This is a genomic window from Streptomyces albospinus, assembly GCF_014648695.1.
GTDB classification, from domain to species: domain Bacteria; phylum Actinomycetota; class Actinomycetes; order Streptomycetales; family Streptomycetaceae; genus Streptomyces; species Streptomyces albospinus.
Genome location: NZ_BMRP01000022.1, coordinates 46,899 through 66,000 on the forward strand (window position 1 = coordinate 46,899; position 19,102 = coordinate 66,000).

22 protein-coding genes and 1 pseudogene are annotated in these 19,102 nt (G+C 70.2%); 9 read left to right on the top strand and 14 right to left on the bottom strand.

From position 1 onward, the window contains the following. Positions 1 to 4 precede the first annotated feature (4 nt). From IEZ17_RS26680 to IEZ17_RS26695, 4 genes are all read left to right on the top strand, one after another. Complete coding sequence (locus IEZ17_RS26680) at positions 5 to 1,348, top strand: ABC transporter substrate-binding protein (RefSeq protein WP_189304370.1); 1,344 nt, start codon at positions 5 to 7, stop codon at positions 1,346 to 1,348. Positions 1,349 to 1,359: 11 nt separating this feature from the next. Then, a complete protein-coding gene (locus IEZ17_RS26685) occupies positions 1,360 to 2,763 on the top strand; it encodes a carbohydrate ABC transporter permease (protein WP_189304372.1) in 1,404 nt (467 codons plus the stop codon). Further along, positions 2,760 to 3,641 (top strand): carbohydrate ABC transporter permease, encoded by an 882-nt coding sequence (locus IEZ17_RS26690; RefSeq protein WP_189304374.1) that lies wholly within the window; start codon positions 2,760 to 2,762, stop codon positions 3,639 to 3,641. The genes IEZ17_RS26685 and IEZ17_RS26690 overlap by 4 nt, the downstream gene beginning before the upstream one ends. A 106-nt stretch (positions 3,642 to 3,747) precedes the next feature. Further along, entirely contained in the window at positions 3,748 to 4,866 is a 1,119-nt protein-coding gene (locus IEZ17_RS26695) for an ABC transporter ATP-binding protein (RefSeq protein WP_189304376.1), read from the top strand. 597 nt (positions 4,867 to 5,463) lie between these two features. Here the strand turns inward: IEZ17_RS26695 and IEZ17_RS26700 are convergent. The 8 genes from IEZ17_RS26700 to IEZ17_RS26735 form a co-directional block, all read right to left on the bottom strand. Next, complete coding sequence (locus IEZ17_RS26700) at positions 5,464 to 5,934, bottom strand: lipocalin-like domain-containing protein (RefSeq protein WP_189304378.1); 471 nt, start codon at positions 5,932 to 5,934, stop codon at positions 5,464 to 5,466. A gap of 195 nt (positions 5,935 to 6,129) precedes the next feature. Then, positions 6,130 to 6,324: an SDR family oxidoreductase gene (locus tag IEZ17_RS26705; protein ID WP_189304380.1), complete on the bottom strand. Its 195-nt coding sequence runs from the start codon at positions 6,322 to 6,324 to the stop codon at positions 6,130 to 6,132. 207 nt (positions 6,325 to 6,531) lie between these two features. Next, positions 6,532 to 6,801, bottom strand: coding sequence for a hypothetical protein (locus tag IEZ17_RS26710; protein WP_189304382.1), 270 nt, complete (start codon positions 6,799 to 6,801; stop codon positions 6,532 to 6,534). A 129-nt stretch (positions 6,802 to 6,930) separates the two neighbouring features. Further along, positions 6,931 to 8,088, bottom strand: a complete 1,158-nt coding sequence (locus IEZ17_RS26715; RefSeq protein ID WP_189304384.1) for an FAD-dependent oxidoreductase — start codon at positions 8,086 to 8,088, stop codon at positions 6,931 to 6,933. A 236-nt stretch (positions 8,089 to 8,324) separates the two neighbouring features. Next, positions 8,325 to 8,600, bottom strand: a complete 276-nt coding sequence (locus IEZ17_RS26720) for a helix-turn-helix domain-containing protein (protein ID WP_189304385.1) — start codon at positions 8,598 to 8,600, stop codon at positions 8,325 to 8,327. Continuing rightward, positions 8,600 to 9,091, bottom strand: coding sequence for a DUF2975 domain-containing protein (locus IEZ17_RS26725; RefSeq protein WP_189304387.1), 492 nt, complete (start codon positions 9,089 to 9,091; stop codon positions 8,600 to 8,602). Before IEZ17_RS26725 ends, IEZ17_RS26720 begins: the two co-directional genes overlap by 1 nt. Before the next feature lie 364 nt (positions 9,092 to 9,455). Further along, complete coding sequence (locus IEZ17_RS26730; RefSeq protein ID WP_189304389.1) at positions 9,456 to 10,232, bottom strand: class I SAM-dependent methyltransferase; 777 nt, start codon at positions 10,230 to 10,232, stop codon at positions 9,456 to 9,458. Positions 10,233 to 10,331: 99 nt separating this feature from the next. After that, a complete protein-coding gene (locus tag IEZ17_RS26735; RefSeq protein ID WP_189304391.1) occupies positions 10,332 to 10,667 on the bottom strand; it encodes a hypothetical protein in 336 nt (111 codons plus the stop codon). 195 nt (positions 10,668 to 10,862) lie between these two features. Here IEZ17_RS26735 and IEZ17_RS26740 point away from each other — a divergent pair, with 195 nt between their 5' ends. Further along, a complete protein-coding gene (locus tag IEZ17_RS26740; RefSeq protein ID WP_189304393.1) occupies positions 10,863 to 11,570 on the top strand; it encodes a M24 family metallopeptidase in 708 nt (235 codons plus the stop codon). Between the two features lie 135 nt (positions 11,571 to 11,705). Here the strand turns inward: IEZ17_RS26740 and IEZ17_RS43940 are convergent, their stop codons facing one another. The 3 genes from IEZ17_RS43940 to IEZ17_RS26750 form a co-directional block, all read right to left on the bottom strand. Continuing rightward, entirely contained in the window at positions 11,706 to 11,828 is a 123-nt protein-coding gene (locus tag IEZ17_RS43940; protein ID WP_268249853.1) for a hypothetical protein, read from the bottom strand. Positions 11,829 to 11,938: 110 nt separating this feature from the next. Beyond that, positions 11,939 to 13,153 (bottom strand): molybdopterin molybdotransferase MoeA, encoded by a 1,215-nt coding sequence (locus IEZ17_RS26745; RefSeq protein ID WP_229852670.1) that lies wholly within the window; start codon positions 13,151 to 13,153, stop codon positions 11,939 to 11,941. 162 nt (positions 13,154 to 13,315) lie between these two features. Further along, complete coding sequence (locus IEZ17_RS26750; RefSeq protein ID WP_189304395.1) at positions 13,316 to 13,837, bottom strand: hypothetical protein; 522 nt, start codon at positions 13,835 to 13,837, stop codon at positions 13,316 to 13,318. Here IEZ17_RS26750 and IEZ17_RS26755 point away from each other — a divergent pair. Beyond that, positions 13,836 to 14,006, top strand: coding sequence for a hypothetical protein (locus IEZ17_RS26755; protein WP_189304397.1), 171 nt, complete (start codon positions 13,836 to 13,838; stop codon positions 14,004 to 14,006). The two genes, IEZ17_RS26750 and IEZ17_RS26755, sit on opposite strands and share 2 nt — an antisense overlap. 185 nt (positions 14,007 to 14,191) lie before the next feature. Here IEZ17_RS26755 and IEZ17_RS44590 read toward each other — a convergent pair whose 3' ends face one another. Continuing rightward, a complete protein-coding gene (locus tag IEZ17_RS44590; RefSeq protein ID WP_373299949.1) occupies positions 14,192 to 14,530 on the bottom strand; it encodes a MarR family winged helix-turn-helix transcriptional regulator in 339 nt (112 codons plus the stop codon). Between IEZ17_RS44590 and IEZ17_RS26765 the strand changes: the two are divergent. Next, positions 14,504 to 14,878, top strand: a pseudogene (locus IEZ17_RS26765) (class I adenylate-forming enzyme family protein); the annotation flags it as partial. The gene IEZ17_RS44590 and the pseudogene IEZ17_RS26765 overlap by 27 nt on opposite strands. Before the next feature lie 160 nt (positions 14,879 to 15,038). Here IEZ17_RS26765 and IEZ17_RS26770 read toward each other — a convergent pair. Both IEZ17_RS26770 and IEZ17_RS26775 read right to left on the bottom strand, forming a co-directional pair. Continuing rightward, complete coding sequence (locus IEZ17_RS26770; protein WP_308427705.1) at positions 15,039 to 15,611, bottom strand: luciferase domain-containing protein; 573 nt, start codon at positions 15,609 to 15,611, stop codon at positions 15,039 to 15,041. A gap of 464 nt (positions 15,612 to 16,075) precedes the next feature. Beyond that, positions 16,076 to 17,200, bottom strand: a complete 1,125-nt coding sequence (locus IEZ17_RS26775) for a PP2C family protein-serine/threonine phosphatase (protein WP_229852672.1) — start codon at positions 17,198 to 17,200, stop codon at positions 16,076 to 16,078. A gap of 180 nt (positions 17,201 to 17,380) precedes the next feature. Here IEZ17_RS26775 and IEZ17_RS42855 point away from each other — a divergent pair, with 180 nt between their 5' ends. Both IEZ17_RS42855 and IEZ17_RS26785 read left to right on the top strand, forming a co-directional pair. Beyond that, complete coding sequence (locus tag IEZ17_RS42855; protein ID WP_229852674.1) at positions 17,381 to 17,578, top strand: hypothetical protein; 198 nt, start codon at positions 17,381 to 17,383, stop codon at positions 17,576 to 17,578. Between the two features lie 492 nt (positions 17,579 to 18,070). Next, positions 18,071 to 18,898: an alpha/beta fold hydrolase gene (locus IEZ17_RS26785; RefSeq protein ID WP_189304401.1), complete on the top strand. Its 828-nt coding sequence runs from the start codon at positions 18,071 to 18,073 to the stop codon at positions 18,896 to 18,898. Positions 18,899 to 19,102 lie beyond the last annotated feature (204 nt).

The following is a 19,102-nucleotide window of genomic DNA, read 5'->3' on the forward strand; positions in this document are numbered from 1 at the left end:
CCCCATGAAAAGAACTGTCGCACTGGCGGCCACCACCTGCGCCCTGGCCCTGCTGACCACCGCCTGCGGTGGCAGCGGCTCCCACTCCTCCGCCCCCAGCGGTGCCACCGCATCCGACCTCCACCTGCCCGACCTGCACGGCCAGCACCTTGAGGTGGCCGCGGTGTGGACCGGGCCGGAACAGAAGAACTTCATGAAGGTCATCCAGCGGTTCGACCAACTGACCGGCGCCAAGACCGACTTCGTCCCCACCGGCGACAACGTCTCGACCTTCCTCGGCACCAAGATCCAGGGCGGGGGAGCGCCGGACGTCGCGTTCCTCCCGCAGCCCGGTGTGCTGGCCCAGTTCGCCAAGTCCGGGTGGCTCAAGCCGGCCGACGCGTCCGTCCAGAAGCAGCTGAAGAGCAACTACAGCACCGGCTGGCAGAACCAGGGCGCCTACAAGGGCACGCAGTACGGGGTGTACTTCAAGGCCGCCAACAAGTCCACGGTCTGGTACAACACCAAGGCCTTCTCCACCGCGGGAGTCTCCAGCCCACCGGCGACCTGGCCGGAGTTCCTCAAGGTCGCGCAGACCCTCTCCGACTCCGGCACTCCGCCGGTCTCCGTCGGCGGTGCGGACGGCTGGACGCTGACCGACTGGTTCGAGAACGTCTACCTCAGCCAGGCCGGTCCGGCCAAGTACGACCAGCTGACCAAGCACCAGATCAAGTGGACCGACCCCTCGGTCGGCAAGGCCCTGACCACCCTCGGCCAGCTCTTCGGCAAGCCCGCCCTGCTCGCCGGTGGCACCCGCGGCGCCGTGGCCACCGAGTTCCCCGCCTCCGTGGACCAGACCTTCGCCGATCCCGCGAAGGCCGCCATGGTCTACGAAGGCGACTTCGTCGCCACCAACATCACCAGCGACACCAAGGCCAAGATCGGTACCGACGCCAAGGTGTTCCCGTTCCCGACGGTGGACGGTGGCCAGGCGCCCATGGTCGTCGGCGGAGACGTCGCCGTGGCGCTGAAGAGCAGCAAGGGCGCCCAGGCCCTGCTGACCTACCTCGCCTCGACGGACGCCGCACGAACCGAGGTCAAGCAGGGCGGCTTCATCTCGCCCAACAAGTCCCTGGACCTGTCCGCCTACCCCGACGCGACCGAGCAGTCCCTCGCCAAGTCGTTGACGGCCGCCGGCGACAACTTCCGCTTCGACATGTCCGATCAGGCCCCGGCGGCGTTCGGCGGCACCAAGGGCCAAGGAGAGTGGAAGGACCTCCAGGACTTCCTGGCCAACCCCTCGGACGTGGCCGGCGCACAGAGCAAGTTGGAAACGGACGCCGCCGCGGCGTTCGCCAACGCGGGCTGAGGTGACGGGTCATGGCAGCACAGACCGTGCCCTCCGCCCCCTCCCACGCACCACCGTCCCCGTCCGGCACCGCCGGTCCCCGACGCGGCGGACGGCACACCGTCCGCCGCGCGCGCTCGGCGATCGGCGCCCACCCGTGGGCCGCCGCCTGCTTCCTGCTTCCGGCGCTGGTGGTGCTCGGGGCGCTGGTGGTGTACCCCATCAGCTGGACGGCGGTGCGCAGCCTGTTCGGTGCGGACGGCTTCGCCCACTTCGTGGGCCTGGGCAACTACACCAGCGTCTTCCATGACCCCCGGACGCTGACCGCGCTGCGCAACAACGCCCTGTGGGTGGTGGTCGCGCCCAGCGTGGCCACCGGCCTCGGGCTGATCTTCGCGGTGCTGACCGAGCGGATCCGCTGGGGAACCGCCTTCAAGCTGGTGGTCTTCATGCCGATGGCCATCTCGATGCTGGCGGCCGGAATCATCTTCCGCCTGGTGTACGACCAGGACCCCGGCAAGGGCGTGGCCAACGCGGTGGCGGTCGGCGTGCACGACACCTTCGCCAAGGCGTCCTCCTACCCGGGGGCCAAGCCGCGCATCGGCGGCGGCCTGGCCCCCTCCGGCGGCGGCTACGTCACCACCTCCGCCGTCGCCCCGGGCACCGGTACGGCGGCGCTGCCGCTGGTCGGCGTCTCGCCCGCCACCCTCTCCGGGGCGCAGCAGGCCGCCGCGCCGACCCACTGCCCCGCGGGCGCCGTCTGCGGCACCGTCTGGCTGGACTTCACCCCGGGCGGCGGTGGGGTCCCGGGCCGGATCGACCCGGGCGAGAAGGCCCTGTCCGGGGTCCAGGTACAGGCGGTGCGTGACGGCCGCACCGTCGCCTCCGCCACCTCCGGCCGCAACGGCACCTTCGTCCTGCCGGCCGACAAGCTGGGCACGGGCCAGGTGCGGCTGAGCCTGCCCGCTGCCAACTTCTCCGCCCAGTTCCAGGGCGTCACCTGGCTCGGCCCAACTCTGGTCACCTGGTCCATCATCGGCGCCTACGTATGGATGTGGACCGGCTTCGCGATGGTGCTGATCGCGGCCGGACTGGCCGGAGTGCCGCGCGAACTGCTGGAGGCCGCCCGGATGGACGGCGCGAACGAGTGGCAGGTCTTCCGCCGGGTCACCGTCCCGCTGCTGGCCCCGACGCTCGTCGTGGTGCTGGTGACGCTGGTCATCAACGTGCTGAAGATCTTCGACCTGGTCTATGTCATCGCACCGGGCTCGACTCAGCAGGATGCCAACGTCCTCGCCCTCCAGCTGTATCTCGCCTCCTTCGGCGGCGGCAACGACCAAGGCGTCGGCAGCGCACTCGGAGTGCTGCTGCTGCTGTTGGTGCTGCCCGCCGTCTTCTTCAACATCCGCCGCTTCCGGAAGGAGCGCACCCGGTGACCGCTACCGACACCCCCACCCGGCGCGGCCCTGGCGCGGCCACCCGCCTGGCCGCCCGAGCCGGAGGCGGCGCGGTCCGTCTCGGCCTGCTGCTGACCGCCCTCTTCTGGCTGGTCCCCACCATCGGCCTGCTGATCTCCTCGCTGCGCGGCCCGGCAGACATCAGCACCTCCGGCTGGTGGCGGGTCTTCACCGACCCGGCCCAGCTGACCCTGCACAACTACACGGAACTGATGGGCAACGGCACCATCACCCATGCCCTGCTCAACAGCGTGCTGATCACCGTCCCCGTCACCGTGCTGGTCATCGTCATCGGCGCGATGGCCGGATACGCCTTTGCCTGGCTGGAGTTCCCCGGTCGGGACTGGCTCTTCCTGCTGCTGATCGGGCTGCTGGTGGTCCCGATCCAGGTCGCCCTGATCCCGGTCACCAAGCTGTACGCCACATTCGGCATCTTCGGCAGCCTGCTCGGCGTCATCCTCTTCCACACCGCCTTCGGCCTGCCGTTCGCCATCTTCCTGCTGCGCAACTTCTTCGCCGAGATACCGCGTGAGCTGCTGGAGGCGGGGCGCCTCGACGGCGCGGGCGAACTGCGGCTGTTCGCCCGGGTGGTGGTACCGCTCGGCGGCCCGGCCATCGCCTCGCTCGCCATCTTCCAGTTCCTCTGGGTCTGGAACGACATGCTGGTGGCGCTGATCTTCGCCAACAGCGGCTCCGCGCCGCTCACCGTCGCGCTCCAGGAGCAGACCCGCCAGTTCGGCGACAACATCGACGTGCTCTCCTCCGGGGCCTTCCTGTCGATGGCGATCCCACTCGCGGTCTTCTTCGCCTTCCAACGCCAGTTCGTCAGCGGCATCACTGCGGGCGCGGTGAAGTAGCGGCAGCCCTCGACCGGACCAACTCGCTCTCCCCACAGGGGAGTCCACCGCCAACCTCCACTCGGACCGTCCGGCACGTTCCTGCCGGTGAAGGGATCACAGCACCATGGCCACAGTCACGTTCGACAAGGCGACCCGTACCTATCCCGGCGCGGAGCGGGCGGCCGTCGACAAGTTGGAGATCGCCATCGAGGACGGCGAGTTCCTCGTCCTTGTAGGGCCTTCCGGATGCGGTAAGTCGACGTCGCTGCGGATGCTCGCGGGGCTTGAGGACGTCAACGGCGGCGCGATCCGGATCGGGGACCGCGACGTCACGCATCTGGCTCCGAAGGACCGGGACATCGCCATGGTGTTCCAGAACTACGCGCTCTACCCGCACATGACCGTCGCCGACAACATGGGCTTCGCGCTCAAGATCGCCGGAGTGGCCAAGACGGAGATCAGGACCCGGGTCGAGGAGGCGGCGAAGATCCTCGACCTGACGGAGTACCTGGGCCGCAAGCCGAAGGCCCTGTCCGGCGGTCAGCGGCAGCGGGTCGCGATGGGGCGGGCGATCGTCCGGGAGCCGCAGGTCTTCCTGATGGACGAGCCGCTGTCCAACCTCGACGCCAAGCTGCGGGTACAGACCCGCACCCAGATCGCCGGGCTCCAACGACGGCTGGGGACCACCACGGTCTACGTCACCCATGACCAGGTCGAGGCCATGACCATGGGCGACCGGGTCGCCGTCCTCAAGGACGGGCTGCTCCAGCAGGTCGACTCGCCGCGGAACATGTACGACCGCCCCGCCAACCTCTTCGTGGCGGGCTTCATCGGCTCGCCGGCCATGAACCTCGTCGAGGTGCCGCTCACCGACGGCGGCGTACAGTTCGGCAACAGCATCGTCCCGGTCAGCCGCGAGGCCATCGCCGTGGCCGCCGACAAGGGCGACCGCACGGTGACGGTCGGGGTACGGCCCGAGCACTTCGACGTCGCGGGCGGCCAGGCGACCTCCCTCGCCAACGACGAACCCGCGGGCGTCGCCGTCACCGTGAACGTGGTCGAGGAACTCGGCGCCGACGGATACGTCTACGGCACCGCCGAGATCGGCGGGGAGCAGAAGGACATCGTGGTCCGGGTCGGCGGTCGTCAGGTTCCGCTGAAGGGCGACGTGTTGCACGTCGTACCGCGCCCGGGCGAGACGCACGTGTTCTCGACCTCGTCCGGTGAGCGGCTGAGCGACTGACCCGCCCCGGCGGGCCCGGCGCGGCCACGTCCCGGCCGAGGCCGACGGCGAGGCGTGAGAGCACGTCAGCAGCCGGGCCCCAGGCGGCGGGACGAGCTCGACCTCCCGGTCCACCATCGCGCTGGGCCGTTCCACCGTGTCGTACGGACCGGCCGGCGACGTCGGGTACTTGGTGAACACGGCCGGCTGAGCAGGCGTGTCGAGGGCGGACTCCGCGATGTGGTCGGCGCAGTTCAGCCCGACCGCGAACACCTGCCGTGGGCGGGGCACGGGCGCGCCGAGCCGGTGGTCTTCCAGGGGGATGCGCTCGGCCTCCCGCACGGCGGGCGTCCGCGCCCAGGCGGTGAACTGCCCCCAGCAGTCGAAGACGGCCTGTGGATCGGACGGGAAGCGGCCGTCGTTCGCCTTCTCCACATCGACCGCTCCGTCGTCGTGGACAAGTACCAGACGGTTGCCGAGATTTGCTGTGCGCACGGCGCACCGCCTCCAGTAGGGAAGGAAGGGGAAAGGGGAAGGGGAAACGCGAAGGGGGAAGGCGGGTGCCGCCGGGCATGGCGGCACAGCCGGAATGCGAGGTGTGATGGGCGCCCGCGCAGCTCACCCACGGGCCCTGCGCCACCGCAGGCGCTGACGGGCTCGCTCGTCCGTGGTGGCGGTCAGCACCAGTTCGTCCGGTCCGCTGCGGACCGCACGCTCCAGGGTGACTCCCACCCACGGCCCGTAATGGCTCGCGACGACGTGATGCCGCACCGCGCCGTCCGCGGTCCGCTCCCAGCGTCCTGCGTACGCCACGCTCCCGCCGGAGCCCCCCGCCTCGGTGGCGGCCTCCGCCTGCGCCGAGGCCCCGCCGCCCCGCGCGGGGTCGGTCGTCATCAGCGTGCTCATCCAGCCGTCGGGGGAGTAGAACAGCATCCCGCCGGGACGGTCCCCCAGCGGTCGCGATTCCTTCCCGTCCGTTCGACCGAGCAGCGCACGAGACTCCAGCCGCCGACAATCTCGTCCTCGTCCACCGATGCCTCCCGGGTTGTGTGCGCCCGGCCCGGCCGGACCGGGCGCACGGGGCACCATGGAGCGGCGCCCGGTCGAGGCCGGGCCGGGCGGGCGGTGGAATCCGCCTACACCCCGAGCCCATCGCAGGCCCCACCCACCGCCCTCGGTCCACGAGCCCAAAGAACCCGCCCGGGTTTGCGCTCCGTGGACCCCGCCGCGGTGCCGGCCGGGAGTTCGGGGCGCCGGCGAGCCCGGTGCCCCAGTCGGCGCGCGTCAGAAGAAGCCGCCGTCGGCCCCGATGGTGCGGCCGGTGATGCAGGAGGCGTCGTCGGAGACGAGGACGGCGGTGACGGCCGCGATCTCCTCCCGGCGGGCCAGGCGGCCGAGGGCGCCGTGCATCTTCACGATGTCGTACGTCGATGCGGCGAGCAGCGGGTGGTTGTCGCTGAGGCCGTGGGTCTCGGCCATGCCCCGTGCCGGTGCTGCCGGGGGCGACGGCGTTGATGGTGGTGCCGCGTTGGCCGAGTCGGGCGGCGAGGTTGAGCCCCCTGCTGTTGACCGCGCCCTGACTGCCCGCGCAGAGGGCGGCGTCCGGACTTCAGCGCCTCCGCGATGCCCGCGACGAGCAAGCAGCACGGTCTGCGGTTCCAGGGGGGCCGTGCCCGGCGCTGGGCGCTACCGCTGGGCGGAGCATGTCACCGGCCGGCCTGCTGCTCCCGTCCGTTGGTCCAGAACGCGGTTGTCACCTCCCACCAGGAGGCAGTGCGCCACGCCCTTGCCAGTAGGTGTGACCTTGAGGCGTGGAGTGTGCCCGCCGTCCTCCTGAGTGCTCCACTTGGCTCCGCTCACCTTGGCCGGCACGCTTACCGCGCCGTTGAGGCCATCGACGTAGTCGTGCCTGACGGATTGCAGGTTGTCTCCTTCGGTCCAGGCTTTGTACGTCACGTCGGAACTCTCGGCACCGCAAGCCGTCAGGAGTCCGCAGGCAACAACCAGCCCCGCCGTCATGGTGATGAGCTTGGTGGGCGCTGATATGGGGAATGCAGGCATGGCGTGGCCTCTCGCTCGGTGGGTTCACTTGGGTGTGGGGTCGGGGAAGGATCTGTCGCCGAAGAGGACGCGGCTTGCCGCGGCCCGGCCGAACGGTGTGCGCAGCAGGGCGAATGCCGCTGCTGCTGCGGTGGGCGTCCGTACGTGGGCCAATGCCCGGCGCAGCATGAGTCGTCCGCGGAAGTGGGGGCGGAGCGCAGCTCCGTCGTAGTGGGTCATCGTGTCCGGTTTTCCGGTGCGCAGTGCGTCGTTGAGGACCTCGGCTGCGAGTTGCGACTGCCGTAGGCACGGGTCCAGGCCGCCGGCGGTGAGGGGGGAGACCGCGCCTGCCGCATCCCCCACGAGAAGCCCGTCGGCGCAGCTGATCCGGCGCAGCAGGCCGCCGACGGGTATGGGGCCTGCGCGCCGCTCCACCGTTTCGGGACGTTCGACGCCGGTCAGTCCGGGCGCTGAGGCGCGGAACCGCTCCATGGCACGGCGCAGGCCGTCCGGATAGCGGTCGGCATAGCCTGCGACTCCGACGTGGGCGTGTTGCCCGTCGTTGACCACCCAGGCCAGGTAGCCGGGGGCGAGTGAGGGGTCGAGTACGCAGTGGAATGTCGGTGGCTGGTCGCTGCCGGGTAGTGCGAAGACCTCTTCGGCGCCGACGATCAGGTGGTGGTTGCGGTCGAGGGCGAGGTCGCGGGCGACGCTTGAGCGGGCCCCGTCGGCGCCGACGACGAAGCGGGCCCGGACCGTGGTCGGTCCGTCGCGACCGGCCAGGTGGAAGATGTTGCCCTGTCGGCCGGCGTAGCGCGTGCCCAGTGCGATGCGCACGCCCGCGTCGGCCGCGGTGGCGGCAGACGCTTCGTAGAGCGGTGCCATATCGCCCACCCGGTACTCGTCGCGGGGGCTGGTGAGGCTGACCGGGCGGCGCAGGTCAGGGGGGTAGAGGACCACGCGTCGGATCGGTGGTCCGAGGCAGTCGGGAGGCAGCGGGAAGTCGTCGAGTGTCTTCCGTACGAAGATTCCCGTGGTGCGGATCGCGCCGGCCAGGCTGGTTCGGCGTTCGACCAGAAGCACGTCGTGGCCTTGTCGGGCGATGAGCGTGGCGGTGTTCAGTCCGGCCAGTCCGGCCCCGACCACCAGTACGTCGGCGCTGTCCGTGCCCGCGAGACGGTAGGAGAGGCGTGCTGTCGTCATGGTCTGCTCTGTTCCTTGTGGAGTCCGTCATCGGTGCGTTCGGCATGCGGCAGGCGCCGACCGGCGGCGGGCAGTACGGCGACGGCCCGGGCCGCGAGGGCGAGGTGTGCGGACGGCGTCGTCAGGTCGTCACTCGGGAGCTTGCTGGAGATCAGGCGGAGCAGATCGCGCAGCAGGGATGGCCGAGCGCGTCGTACCTGGTGATCGTGTGCAGGCGGCCGGCTACCCGGCTGCGGTCACCGCGGCGAGGATCCAGCTGGGACGGATGTTCCGGATTCGTGCGCAGACCTGTCCCCATCCCCGGAGGCATCGGGCTCCCAGCGCAGCAGGTCTCCGGGCTGGCAGTCGAGCACCTCGCACAGCGCGGCGAGCGTGGTGAAGCGCACCGCCTTGGCGCGGCCGTTCTTGAGCACCGCCAGGTTGGCGGGTGTGATCCCCACCCGGTCCGCCAGTTCGCCCACGGACATCTTCCGCTTGGCCAGCATCACGTCGATGTCGACGACGATCGGCATCAGATCACCTCGGCCAACTCGGCCCCCAGTTGCGACGCCTCGACGTCGCGTGCGACGGCCTGTGCGAGCAGCATCCGCAGCACGAGCACGATGAGCGCGTTCCCGAAGATCGCCAGGCACACCCCGCCCAGCAGAGCCACAACCCCCGGGGGCACGACCTCGCCGGGCGCCAGGACCGTCCCGAGCGCGAACACCAGGAGCGCGGCCGCCACGAACGCGCCGATCACGAGATGGACGTAGCGGAATGCGGCGTGCGAGAACACGGTTCCGCGTTGCACCATCGTCACCAGCCGCCACACGCAGACCAGGACGACCTGGACCGTCACGACGCCCAGGACTGCGATCACGAGGACCGGAGTGCGGCGGTCCGCAAGGACGCTCTCCTTCATGGCACCCGTCAGCATCGCCACCATCACCGACTGGGCGAACACCGATCCGGCGTGCAGCGCCACCATCACGGCGCGCAGCGCGAGCACTGTCAGCTTTCCCAACGCAACCCCCTTGATCGATTCACGATGGAAATCTATCGATTGTCGATAGGGTTGGCAAATCCGGTCCACCGGCGGGAGAGGGCGGCGTGCCCTCCCGAGCTCCTGACGCGGTGACGCGAGCCGCCTTGAGCAGGTGATCGCGCGTCCGAGACCGAGGAGAGCTTCGTGCGTGTCGTCGCGGTCTCCCGGCGGATCCGTGGACGGCGGAGACGGTGCAGGAGTGCGAAGGCGCGCTCGACGGCACATCTCTGCGCGCCCTCGGCGGACAGGGCCTGGGCCATCCGCTGTGCCTCCACCAAGGCCGGGGCTCGCAGCTGTTCGTCCATCCGGTCGGGTACTGCCATGGTGCTCTCCCTACGTGCTCTTACGGTGTCGCGCGCACGATGACCAGCGATCCTTCGTACGTCGGCTGCCCGCGCAGGTGGCCGAATTCTGCGTTCCAGGCGCCGGAGTTCAGGTCATGGCGCAGGGTCTCGTCGAAGTGCTCGCGGACTCGGTCGTCGACGAAGCTCCAGGCCGAACACGCCTGGCGGGCGGCCGAGTCGAGCAGCATCTCGGGGCGTCCGTAGTACGCCTCGTTGAAGCCGTCGGTGCAGTCCAACGGGATGGGCACGGTCTGAATGGTGCCGGTGCCGCCCAGGGCCGCGGTCAGCTGCTCGACGGGCGGGTAGCGGCGCGCCTCGGTGTCGAGGACCTCGGGCGCGTACCGGTACAGCCAGAAGTCCCGTACCAGGGTGGGGTCGCAGGTCAGGATGACCACGGGGCCGCGGGTCACCCGTCGCATCTCGCGCAGGCCGGCCCGGGCGTCCGACCACTGGTGGACGCTGAACAGCGTCATCGCCGCATCGAACTCCCCGTCGGCGAAAGGCAGGTCCTCGGCGACGGCGTCGATGGCCCGGGCGAGCCGCGCGGGCCGCTGGGCGCGCAGCGACTCCGAGGGTTCGATCGCCGTCACCGTACGCCCCGTGCTCTCGTACGAGCCGGTACCGGCGCCGACGTTGAGCACGGTCCGGGAGTCGCCCAGGGCCTGTGCGATGAACCGGGCGATCCGCTCGTCCGGCCGGCGGAAGGAGGAGCAGCCGGAACCGATGGCCCCGTAGTCGACGTCGCCGGCGCTGCCGTCCTGGGTTCGTGTGGTCATGCGGTCTTGCCTCGCCTCGTGAGCAGGAGCAGTGAAGGGGCCCGCGCACTGCCGGTTGTGCCGGTCGAGGTGCAGGGGTGCATGGGGGTACATGGGGCACTACGACCAGGGCGGGAACCGTTCCCAGCCCCCGTAGGCCCGCTCGTGGCGCAGCGGGGTGTGCAGGCGGCTGTTCGCCGCCTGCCGGAACGCCCCTTCTGCCGGGGCGAGGGTGTGGAGGGTCCAGGCAGGGGCGACGGATGAGGGTGCCCGAGCGGCCGGCGCCAGTGACGTGGCGAGGGTGTGGTCGCGCGCGGCGGTGTCCGTCAGGTACCGGCTCTGGCGCACTGGATCGGCGGGAGCCCGATCCGCCGCGAACTCCGGAAGCGGTCCCGCGAACACCTCGACGTTCCGAAGCCACGCGCGGACGGTACTGCCGTGAACTCTGCCGCCCACCTGACCTCCTCCTCGCCGCGACACGACCCATCCTGCATCTGCCGCTAGCATTCGACAATCTCCTGGTAATTGCTTGGTTGTTATCCCAAAAGGCATCGCAATTATGGTGAGAATGTTGGAGGTTGTGACGATGCGCATCCGCATGTCGCTGAGTCGAACCGGGCTGTCCGCCCGCTACCACGGAGGAAGGGCCTCGTGACATCCGAGACGACGGACGTGCCGGAGGCCCGGCGGGTCGAGGGGCTGGTGGCGGCCCAGGAGAAGGCCCTCGCGCTGTTCGCCGAGGCGGAGGCGCGCGGGCTGGTGGCGCCCGGACGGGGGGAGCGCGAGGTCAGTGACCTGATTCGTGACCTGGCCAACGAGATGTTCGGCACCACCAGGCACTGGCACAAGCGGATCATCCGCTCCGGACCCAACACCCTCCGCCCCTACCGGGACAACCCACCGGACCGGATCATCGGCCCCGACGACATCGCCTTTGCCGACTTCGGCCCGATCTTCGAGGAGTACGAAGCGGACTTCGGCCGCACCTACGTCTTCGGAGACGACCCGCACAAGCACCGCCTGCTCCAGGACCTGCCGCGTATCTTCGACGCCGGCCGTGCCTTCTTCGCCGCCGATCCCGCCATGACCGGCCGACGCCTGCACGCCGAGGTCGAACGCCTCGCCGCCGAGGCCGGCTGGACCATCGGCATCTGGCACGCCGGACACCTCGTCGGCGAGTTCCCGCACGAGACCAACGACGGAGCCCGGGCCGACTCCTACATCACCCCCGAGAACGACACACCGCTGCGCCGCACCGACCGCGCAGGGCGGACCTGCCACTGGATCCTCGAACTCCACCTGGTGGACCGGGAGCGGGGCTTCGGCGGCTTCTACGAGCAGCTCCTCGACCTTGCCTGACTCCGTTCGCCTCGCCACCGCCGGTCTTCGAAGCCGCCCAGGGTGGGGCGCTTGACCGGCAACGGCCAGGCCGGAAGCAGCCGGGCCTTCGACTGCGGCGGCCGGCGGGGTCGGTCCGCGAAGTGGAAGGCGCCGTCAGCGGACGTCGCGGACGTAGCGCTTGTCCGCGGACAGCCGCCTGACATGGGCGGTGGCTTCGTCGGTGTCCGCGCCGCCGTGGGTGGCGGCGATGTCGCGCCCCCGCCCCGCACACGCCACCACTCCTCCGTGTGAGACGAGCAGGCCCTTCCGACAGATCGGTGGGAGCGGTCGCGTCGACGGGGCGCAGCGCAGGCACAGCTGCTGGACCTCGGGTGACGCCGCTCTTGTCATCCGGCCAGCAGGACCAGCGGCGCCGGGCTGCCGTCCGTCCATCCGGGGGTGATCGCGGCGAGCGCATCGGCGACGGCGGCTCCCTGGAGGAAGGCCGAGCGGTGCCCTCCGACGATCCGGGCTTCGGCGCCGTCCCAGGAGACGGGTACCAGTCGCGTGAAGTCGGGGGCGGGCCGCAGGCTCCCCCTCACGGGGGCGTGCGGCAGGGGATCGAGGCCGCGACCGCACAGGCCTGCCGTCAGCGGGCCGAGGAGGGTGTGGGCGGCGACCAGAGCCGCGTACGGATTCCCCGGCAACCCCACCAGCCAACGGCCGGCGGGGAGTTCGGCCAGCAGCATCGGGTGCCCGGGCCGGCAGGCGACCGTGTCGACGACCATCCGGGCCTCGGCGTCGGCCAGCAGCCGGCGCAGCTGGTCGGTCGCCCCGACGGACGTGGACCCCGTGACCACGACGATGTCCGCATCCCGCATCGCGTGCACCGCCTCGGCCAGCAGCCCTGCCGGCCGGTCGGGGACGTGCCGCACCGAGCGGGTCTCGCCGCCGAGCGCGGTGACCAAGGCCGGAAGCAGCGGCCCGAGCGCGTCCCGCACCCGCCCGGGGCCCGGTTGACCGGTGTGGTCCAGCTCGTCGCCGGTCACCAATATCCCGACGCGGGGTCGCGCCCGCACCACCAGGGCGTCCTGGCCACAGGACGCTGCCAGGCCGAGCAGTGCCGGACCGATCCGGGTGCCTGCCGGGGCCAGGGAACTGCCCGCCGGTGCGTCCTCGCCGGCCCGCCGGATGTGGCGGCCCGGTGGCAGAAGAGGGCCGGAGACCCGGTCGCCGTCGCATACGGCAAGTTCCAGCGGCAGCACAGCACTTGACCCTGAGGGGACCTGACCCCCCGTGGAAATCTCCACGCCTTCCCCGGCCCGCAGCACGCCGCCCCAGGCACTGCCGGCACGGACGGTCCCGCGCACGCGCCAGGGCCCCGCACCGGCCACCGCGTAGCCGTCCATCGCGGCCGTGTCGAACGCCGGAAGCGGACGGCGGGTGCGGAGATCCTCGGCCAGTGCCAGGCCGACGGCATCGGCCAGCGGCACCGTACGTGCGGCCGAAGCCCTGGGCGCGGCATGCGCCAGCACCCGGGCCCGCGCCCAGGACACCGCCCGCAGTGAATGTGCCGTTCGCGGCATCGAGGCGGGCAGCGCGACACTGGTCGTCGGAGGCATGCACACGACTGTCGAACGGCGGCATTTCCGGCAGCTGCCGGGAGGGTTGCCGGCGCACTCCGATTCGCTCACGCACGGCGTCGGGTGTCTGTGAACCTCCCGTCCGCCCCGAGGGCCAGGTATTGCGTCACAACAACGCCAACCAGCGCGGCTCTTCTCATGTCACGGCAGTCGCCGCAGCTGTGGTGAAGCAGGCAATCCGCCGTCACACCGATTGCGGCGGGGCCGGGGCGGGCGGACGAGGCCGGCGAGGCCGCCCACGGCCGCCCGGATGTGAGCCCGTTCGCGCCGGATCTTCCCGCCCGCACACCACCAGGACAGCTGCCCGTCCGCCTCACGCGGATGCATGCCGAGGCCGTGCTCGTCGCACACCGGCCATGCCTGCCGGCGGCACTCGGTGACAGTCTCCTGTGCGGCGTCGGTGATGGCCGTCAGAGCGAGGACGGGGTTGTCCGCTGAGTCCGGATCCACGACGTTGCCGTGCCACTCGCCGTTGGCGAGAGCTACGCAGACGTACTCGGCCACGTCCTCGTTGTACGAGGGAAGTCCCAGCAATTGCAGAAGTCCATGGTCTGGCAAGGTCTCCGCAAGGTCCTGGTTGACGAGGGCAAGAGCCTCGTCCCACAGCGGGTACTCGCCCAGCAGAACCCGACGGGGCTCAGGGAGATCGAAGGGAGCACTCATGGAGACCATCCTGTACGACAGGGCGGACGGCGCTGACCGTGCACCACGTAGGCGGTCGCGCGGACCCGGCGCCTGGGCGGGAGAGCCTGCCGGCGGAGGTGAACAAGCTGAGCGGGTGCGGAAGTTGGTCGACAAGGGCAAGCTTGTCGCGATCGACCTCGACTCCTGACCGGCTGCGGACCTCGGCGAGGCTCGCGCCCGGCGCCCCCGTCCTTGCGCACCCTTGCGATGTGTCCGGTCTGCTCTCCGACCGGTCGAACGCGGCGATGAATCGGCCGAAGTCACGACGCGGGGAGCCGGTCCGGCCGGACCGGCCGAGTGCGCCGCACCCGCGGATGCTGGTGGCGTCGGACCTCAACCGGCTCTTCGGTCGTTCGGTTGCTCTGGTCGCGCCCCGGGTGCCTGGCTGTCGGGCCGGGCTTCGCGCTGGAGATCGACCACGCGGCGGAGTGCCTCTTTGAAGGTGGCGTACTCCTGTGCACCCAGGGCATTCGCGTGGCGTTCCTCGATTGTGCGCATGATGGAGGCCGCGGCCTCCATCTGGAGCAGGCCGCGTTCGGTGGGGTAGATCAGTTTGGCGCGGCGGTCTGCGGGGTCGGGCTTGCGTGCGACGTAGCCCAGGCGTTCGAGGTCGTCGACGAGGGTGCCGATGACCTGCTTGTGCTGTCCGGAGACCTCGGCCGGGTCGACCAGGACGGATACTTCTGGATCGTCGGACGGACGATGGACGTGATCATCCGGGGCGGGTAGAACGTGTACCCGCGCGAGGTCGAGGATGTGCTGTACGAGCACCCCGCGGTCGCCGACGCCGCGGTCATCGGCCTGCCCCACCCCGATCTCGGTGAGGAGGTCGGTGCGGCGGTCGTCCTCAAACCGGGCGCCGGAACGACGGCCGAGGAACTGCGCGAGTACGTCAAGCGTCAGGTCGCCGCCTACAAGTACCCACGGAGGGTATGGGTCACGGTCGCACTGCCCAAGGGACCCACCGGAAAGATCCTCAAAAGGGAGATCGTCCCGCCGCCCGAGCCAGAGGGGCGATGAGGCGACCACGCCGGCGCGGAATCCGGACCTGCGAGGACGACCGGTCGATGCCCCGACCCCCGGAAAGCTGATTCCGGCCTCCCGGATGGACATCGATGGCGGCTCCGGTGATGCGGACGACGTCGCACAGCGTCTCGTCGCGGAGCACGAAGCGCCCCTCCTACTCCGCAACGCCATCCGGGGCACTGCCTGGGCGACACCACCTCATGGGCCGTCGTGACCTCCACCCCGGACGGCGACGGGGCGCTTCCCCGGATCCCCGGGGGCAGGGGTCCGCTCGGACCGCTCCGGCCGGTCCCGACCGGCTCCCGGTCGCGAGCAGTGCGGCGCTGACGAGCGTGGCGAGCAGGTCGATGTCGGAGACCGATTCGAGTCGGACCGTGATCCAGCCAGACGCTGTGGGCAGCTTGAGGGCGCTCGACTTCTCCAGTGCCGGGCGCAGCCTGTCGATCATGCTGTGGGTCATATGCACGTCGGCCTCATTGCCGCCATGGAAGTGGACGATTTCCTGGGCGCCGGCGCATAAGCACTGTTGTGCCCCGCAACGCGCACGCCCCTGCGAGAGCGCCGGCCAATCGGCGAGACGTGCGTTCGCGAGTTCGACTAGGTTCATAGCCTCAGGCTGCCCGATCCCGATGCACGGGCATAGGGCTGCGGCGCAGGGAACCCGGAACCGGGCGGGGCAGTGGGTGCAGCGGGCAAAGCTGTGCGGAGCTTGTCGTCTGCCCTCCATCGGCTGTCCATGGTGTCGTCAGCCGTCGGGCTCAGGCTGGGTGATCCGAGGAAGCCGAGGGTTCAGCGCCGCGCACGCGAGGGGTAACCGTCGAACCGGCCTGCGGCCGACACACATGGGGGCGGTCGCAGGGCGGTCCCGCCGGTGGAGCACGGTCGGTGCCTCCCCTTCACTCGGCGGGGCTGACATGGCTTGTGACGTTGGCCGCGCAACGAGCGAGCAGATCACGCACCAGCCGGCTTCGTCACCGGCGGCGTCCAGTACACCGTCACGGCCATCACCCCGGATGGAGCCAACCCGACCTGACCGCGGTGCTCGATCACCACGGAGCAGAGTCGGCAGGCACTGGGCCTGCATGGTGCCGAGAGCTCGACTACCAGCCGATTGCCTCAGCCGTGCTGCGAGGGAAGCGGTGGCTGTTGTGTGGCGATACGGCCAGGACGGCAGGAAGACGGCCGCAGTCCTCACGACGACGGGCGCACGCGCTGGATGGCGAGGAGGGCCGCGTCGTCGCCGAGGGAGCCTTCCGCATGGGCGAGGAGGTCCCGCTGGATGTTCTGGACGAGGGCTTCCGGGCTGCTCCTGGTCCATTGAGCGACTCGCTCGGCCAGTGGGTAGAAGGCGTTGTTGTGGTCCCGGGCCTCGATGACGCCGTCCGTGTAGAGGAGGAGCGTGTCACCCGGCCAGAAGGCGAATTCGTGCAGGGTGTAGAGGTCCGGGACGAGGCCGCACATGCCCAGCGGGGGTGCGGGCCGGGTGCTCTCGGCCGTGGTGACGCCGCCGTGGCTGACGAGCAGGGGCGGTGGGTGACCGCAATGCGTCATGCGGGCCACCGGCTCGTGGTCGGGGATCTCCAGCAACAGCGCGGTGATGAAGTGTTCCGGCGCTTCCGCGTCCGCCTCGGGAAAATGGGTCAGGTAACGGCAGACGCTGCGGTCCAGGGCAGAAGCGAGGGCCGGCAGCGTGGTGTGCTGGTGGGCGGCCTCCTGGAAGGCTCCGAGCAGGGTGGCCGCCTCGCCGACCGAGGCCAGGCCCTTGCCCCGTACGTCCCCGATGATCACGCGGGTGCCGGATTCGGTGCGGGTCACCGCGTACAGATCACCGCCGATACACGCCTCCTCCTCGGCGGCCAGGTACGAGGAGCCGAACCGCAGCGGGCCGAGCCGGTGCGGAACCGGGCGCAGCAGAGCCCGCTGTGCGGCCTCGGAGACCGACCGCACTCGGGCCAGCTCCCGCTTACGACGTTCCCGGACCAGGCAGACGAGGACGACGAAGACCGAGAGCACGGTGAGCGCGATGATCTGCGCCACGTGGTTGGTGGTGGTCAGCCCGCCGTGGAACACGGCGATCACGACCTGGGCCGCCACCGCCAACGCGCCGATCAAACCGGTGGCCCACGGGCCGCTGAAGGAAGCGGTGATGGCAGGCGCGATGACCAGCAAGGGGCCGAGATGGACGTACTGCGGAGAGCGGAGGTCCACGATGGTGATCACAATGATCAGCCCAAGGGGAATGGCCAGCAGCGCAGGGCTGGAACGCCACGGCTGCTGCATCCGGGCTAGGCGCCGCCCCAGGTGACCGCTTCGCATGTCTCCAATGTGCACGACGCGTCCGGAACGGGCGCTCCGGCGGGCGGCGGATGATCAGGGTGGCGAGCGCCCGGAACCGCTGTCGTTGTCATCCGGGCCGACGGCCACGGCCTGACCGAGGCGGCGGATGCGAAGCACACGAGTGGTGTACGGACGGTACGTCGATGTGCGTTCGCGCTCGTGACGTCCTCGAACGCGATCTTGTACGACTCGACCGCAACCCGCACTCCCGCTACGACTCGGCGTGACGCGTCGGCCTCGACATGGCCCCGAGGCGGAGGCGCCGACCGGGTCGAGGCCGTACGGACGGAGGCGCACGCCCTGCTGTTCGAGCCCGAGTGCTTCGACGCGATCGTCGGCATCGACGCCTTCGAGTGACGCCGGCACGGCGGACGGCTGCCTGCCCTGGCTGGTGCGCTTCCTGCGCCCCGGCGGCCAACTGGGCATGGCCACACCCGCCATGACCCGTGAGTTCCGCGAACTCGGGGCAATCCCTGCGCACATCAAGCGGGTGGTCGGCCGTGAGGCCATGCCTCTCACCTGCTGTGTTGGTCAGCAGCCGCGCGCGGTCGTCCGCCACCGTGCGTCGGCGTTCTCACGCACTCAGACACTCCTTCTCCCGCTCGATGCGCACTACGAGCGGGGTGGTCGCCGTTGCCTGCCCGGCGAGCTGAAGCGGGGCTTCCCGAGTAAAGTGGGACACACGACGTGCTCATCGGCCGGCCTCCGTTGCCGGCCTCTCCGTCGCCTCCCATGTGAGTCCGCTGTTGGTCGTGGCGTGACATTCCCCGTGCGGCTCATTCCCCGTGCGGCTCGGGAAGTGAATTCCCATGAAGTGCGGAGTTCCGGACAAGCGCTAGAGAGGCAATCATGGCCTTTGCCACCGCCCATGACGGCACACAGATCTACTTCAAGGACTGGGGGTCGGGTCAACCGGTGGTCTTCTCTCACGGTTGGCCACTGATCGCGGACGCGTGGGACCCGCAGCTGAAGCTGATGGCGGACAACGGCTTCCGGGCCGTGGCGCACGACCGACGCGGGGGCGGACGCTCCGGCCAGCCGTGGACGGGGAACGACCTGGATACGTACGCCGACGACCTGGCATCGGTCATGGAGACCCTTGATCTTCAGGATGCCATCCTGGTGGGTCACTCGACGGGTGGCGGGGAGGTCACGCGCTACATCGGCCGGCATGGCTCAAGTCGTATCGGCAAGGTGGTTCTGCTCGGCGCGATCCCCCCGTTGATGCTCAAGACGGAGGCGAACCCGGAGGGGCTGCCGATCGACGTTTTCGACGAGATCCGGCACGGCGTGCTGACGGACCGCTCCCAGTACTACAAGGACCTCAGCGCCCCGTTCTACGGTGCCAATCGTGAAGGCTCCACCGTCTCTCAGGGAACCCGCGACGAGTTCTGGCTCTGGAGCATGACAGTGGGCATCAAGGGTGCCTACGACTGCATCAGGGCGTTCTCCGAGACCGACCTCACCGAGGACCTCAAGAAGATCGACGTTCCCACGCTGATCGTTCACGGCGATGACGACCAGATCGTTCCCATCGTGGCCTCGGGTGAGAAGTCGTCGAAGCTCGTCAAGGACGCGATCTTCAGGATCTATGCGGGTGCTCCGCACGGTCTGTCGATGGTGCCCGAGTTCGCGGAGCGGTTCAACGCCGACCTCCTCGAATTCGCACGCGGCTGACCGACTGCACCTTGTCGCTGGGCTGTTCGATGCGGCGCTCAGCTGGTCGTCGACGGGCAAGAAGGCGGGCGGTTGGGTGTCGCAGGCGTGTCCGGGGGCGGGTCCGCTCGCCGTTGCGGCGAGCGCGTCCAGTCGGACGGTCTCCGAGCCGCTGCCCTGCGTCGACACGCCCAGCGAGGGCAACTCCGGTTGCGCTCCTGAGCG

Coding starts and splice junctions, on each gene's coding strand:
- IEZ17_RS26700 (WP_189304378.1), bottom strand. CDS start 5,934: ATGGTGCCCCGTGCGCCCGGTCCGGCCGGGCCGGGCGCACACAACCCG.
- IEZ17_RS26715 (WP_189304384.1), bottom strand. CDS start 8,088: ATGACGACAGCACGCCTCTCCTACCGTCTCGCGGGCACGGACAGCGCC.
- IEZ17_RS26770 (WP_308427705.1), bottom strand. CDS start 15,611: ATGGAGGGCAGACGACAAGCTCCGCACAGCTTTGCCCGCTGCACCCAC.
- IEZ17_RS26775 (WP_229852672.1), bottom strand. CDS start 17,200: ATGCGAAGCGGTCACCTGGGGCGGCGCCTAGCCCGGATGCAGCAGCCG.
- IEZ17_RS26750 (WP_189304395.1), bottom strand. CDS start 13,837: ATGAGTGCTCCCTTCGATCTCCCTGAGCCCCGTCGGGTTCTGCTGGGC.
- IEZ17_RS26680 (WP_189304370.1), top strand. CDS start 5: ATGAAAAGAACTGTCGCACTGGCGGCCACCACCTGCGCCCTGGCCCTG.
- IEZ17_RS26720 (WP_189304385.1), bottom strand. CDS start 8,600: ATGCCGATCGTCGTCGACATCGACGTGATGCTGGCCAAGCGGAAGATG.
- IEZ17_RS26695 (WP_189304376.1), top strand. CDS start 3,748: ATGGCCACAGTCACGTTCGACAAGGCGACCCGTACCTATCCCGGCGCG.
- IEZ17_RS26730 (WP_189304389.1), bottom strand. CDS start 10,232: ATGACCACACGAACCCAGGACGGCAGCGCCGGCGACGTCGACTACGGG.
- IEZ17_RS26705 (WP_189304380.1), bottom strand. CDS start 6,324: ATGGCCGAGACCCACGGCCTCAGCGACAACCACCCGCTGCTCGCCGCA.
- IEZ17_RS26785 (WP_189304401.1), top strand. CDS start 18,071: ATGGCCTTTGCCACCGCCCATGACGGCACACAGATCTACTTCAAGGAC.
- IEZ17_RS26685 (WP_189304372.1), top strand. CDS start 1,360: ATGGCAGCACAGACCGTGCCCTCCGCCCCCTCCCACGCACCACCGTCC.
- IEZ17_RS26755 (WP_189304397.1), top strand. CDS start 13,836: ATGGAGACCATCCTGTACGACAGGGCGGACGGCGCTGACCGTGCACCA.
- IEZ17_RS26745 (WP_229852670.1), bottom strand. CDS start 13,153: ATGCCTCCGACGACCAGTGTCGCGCTGCCCGCCTCGATGCCGCGAACG.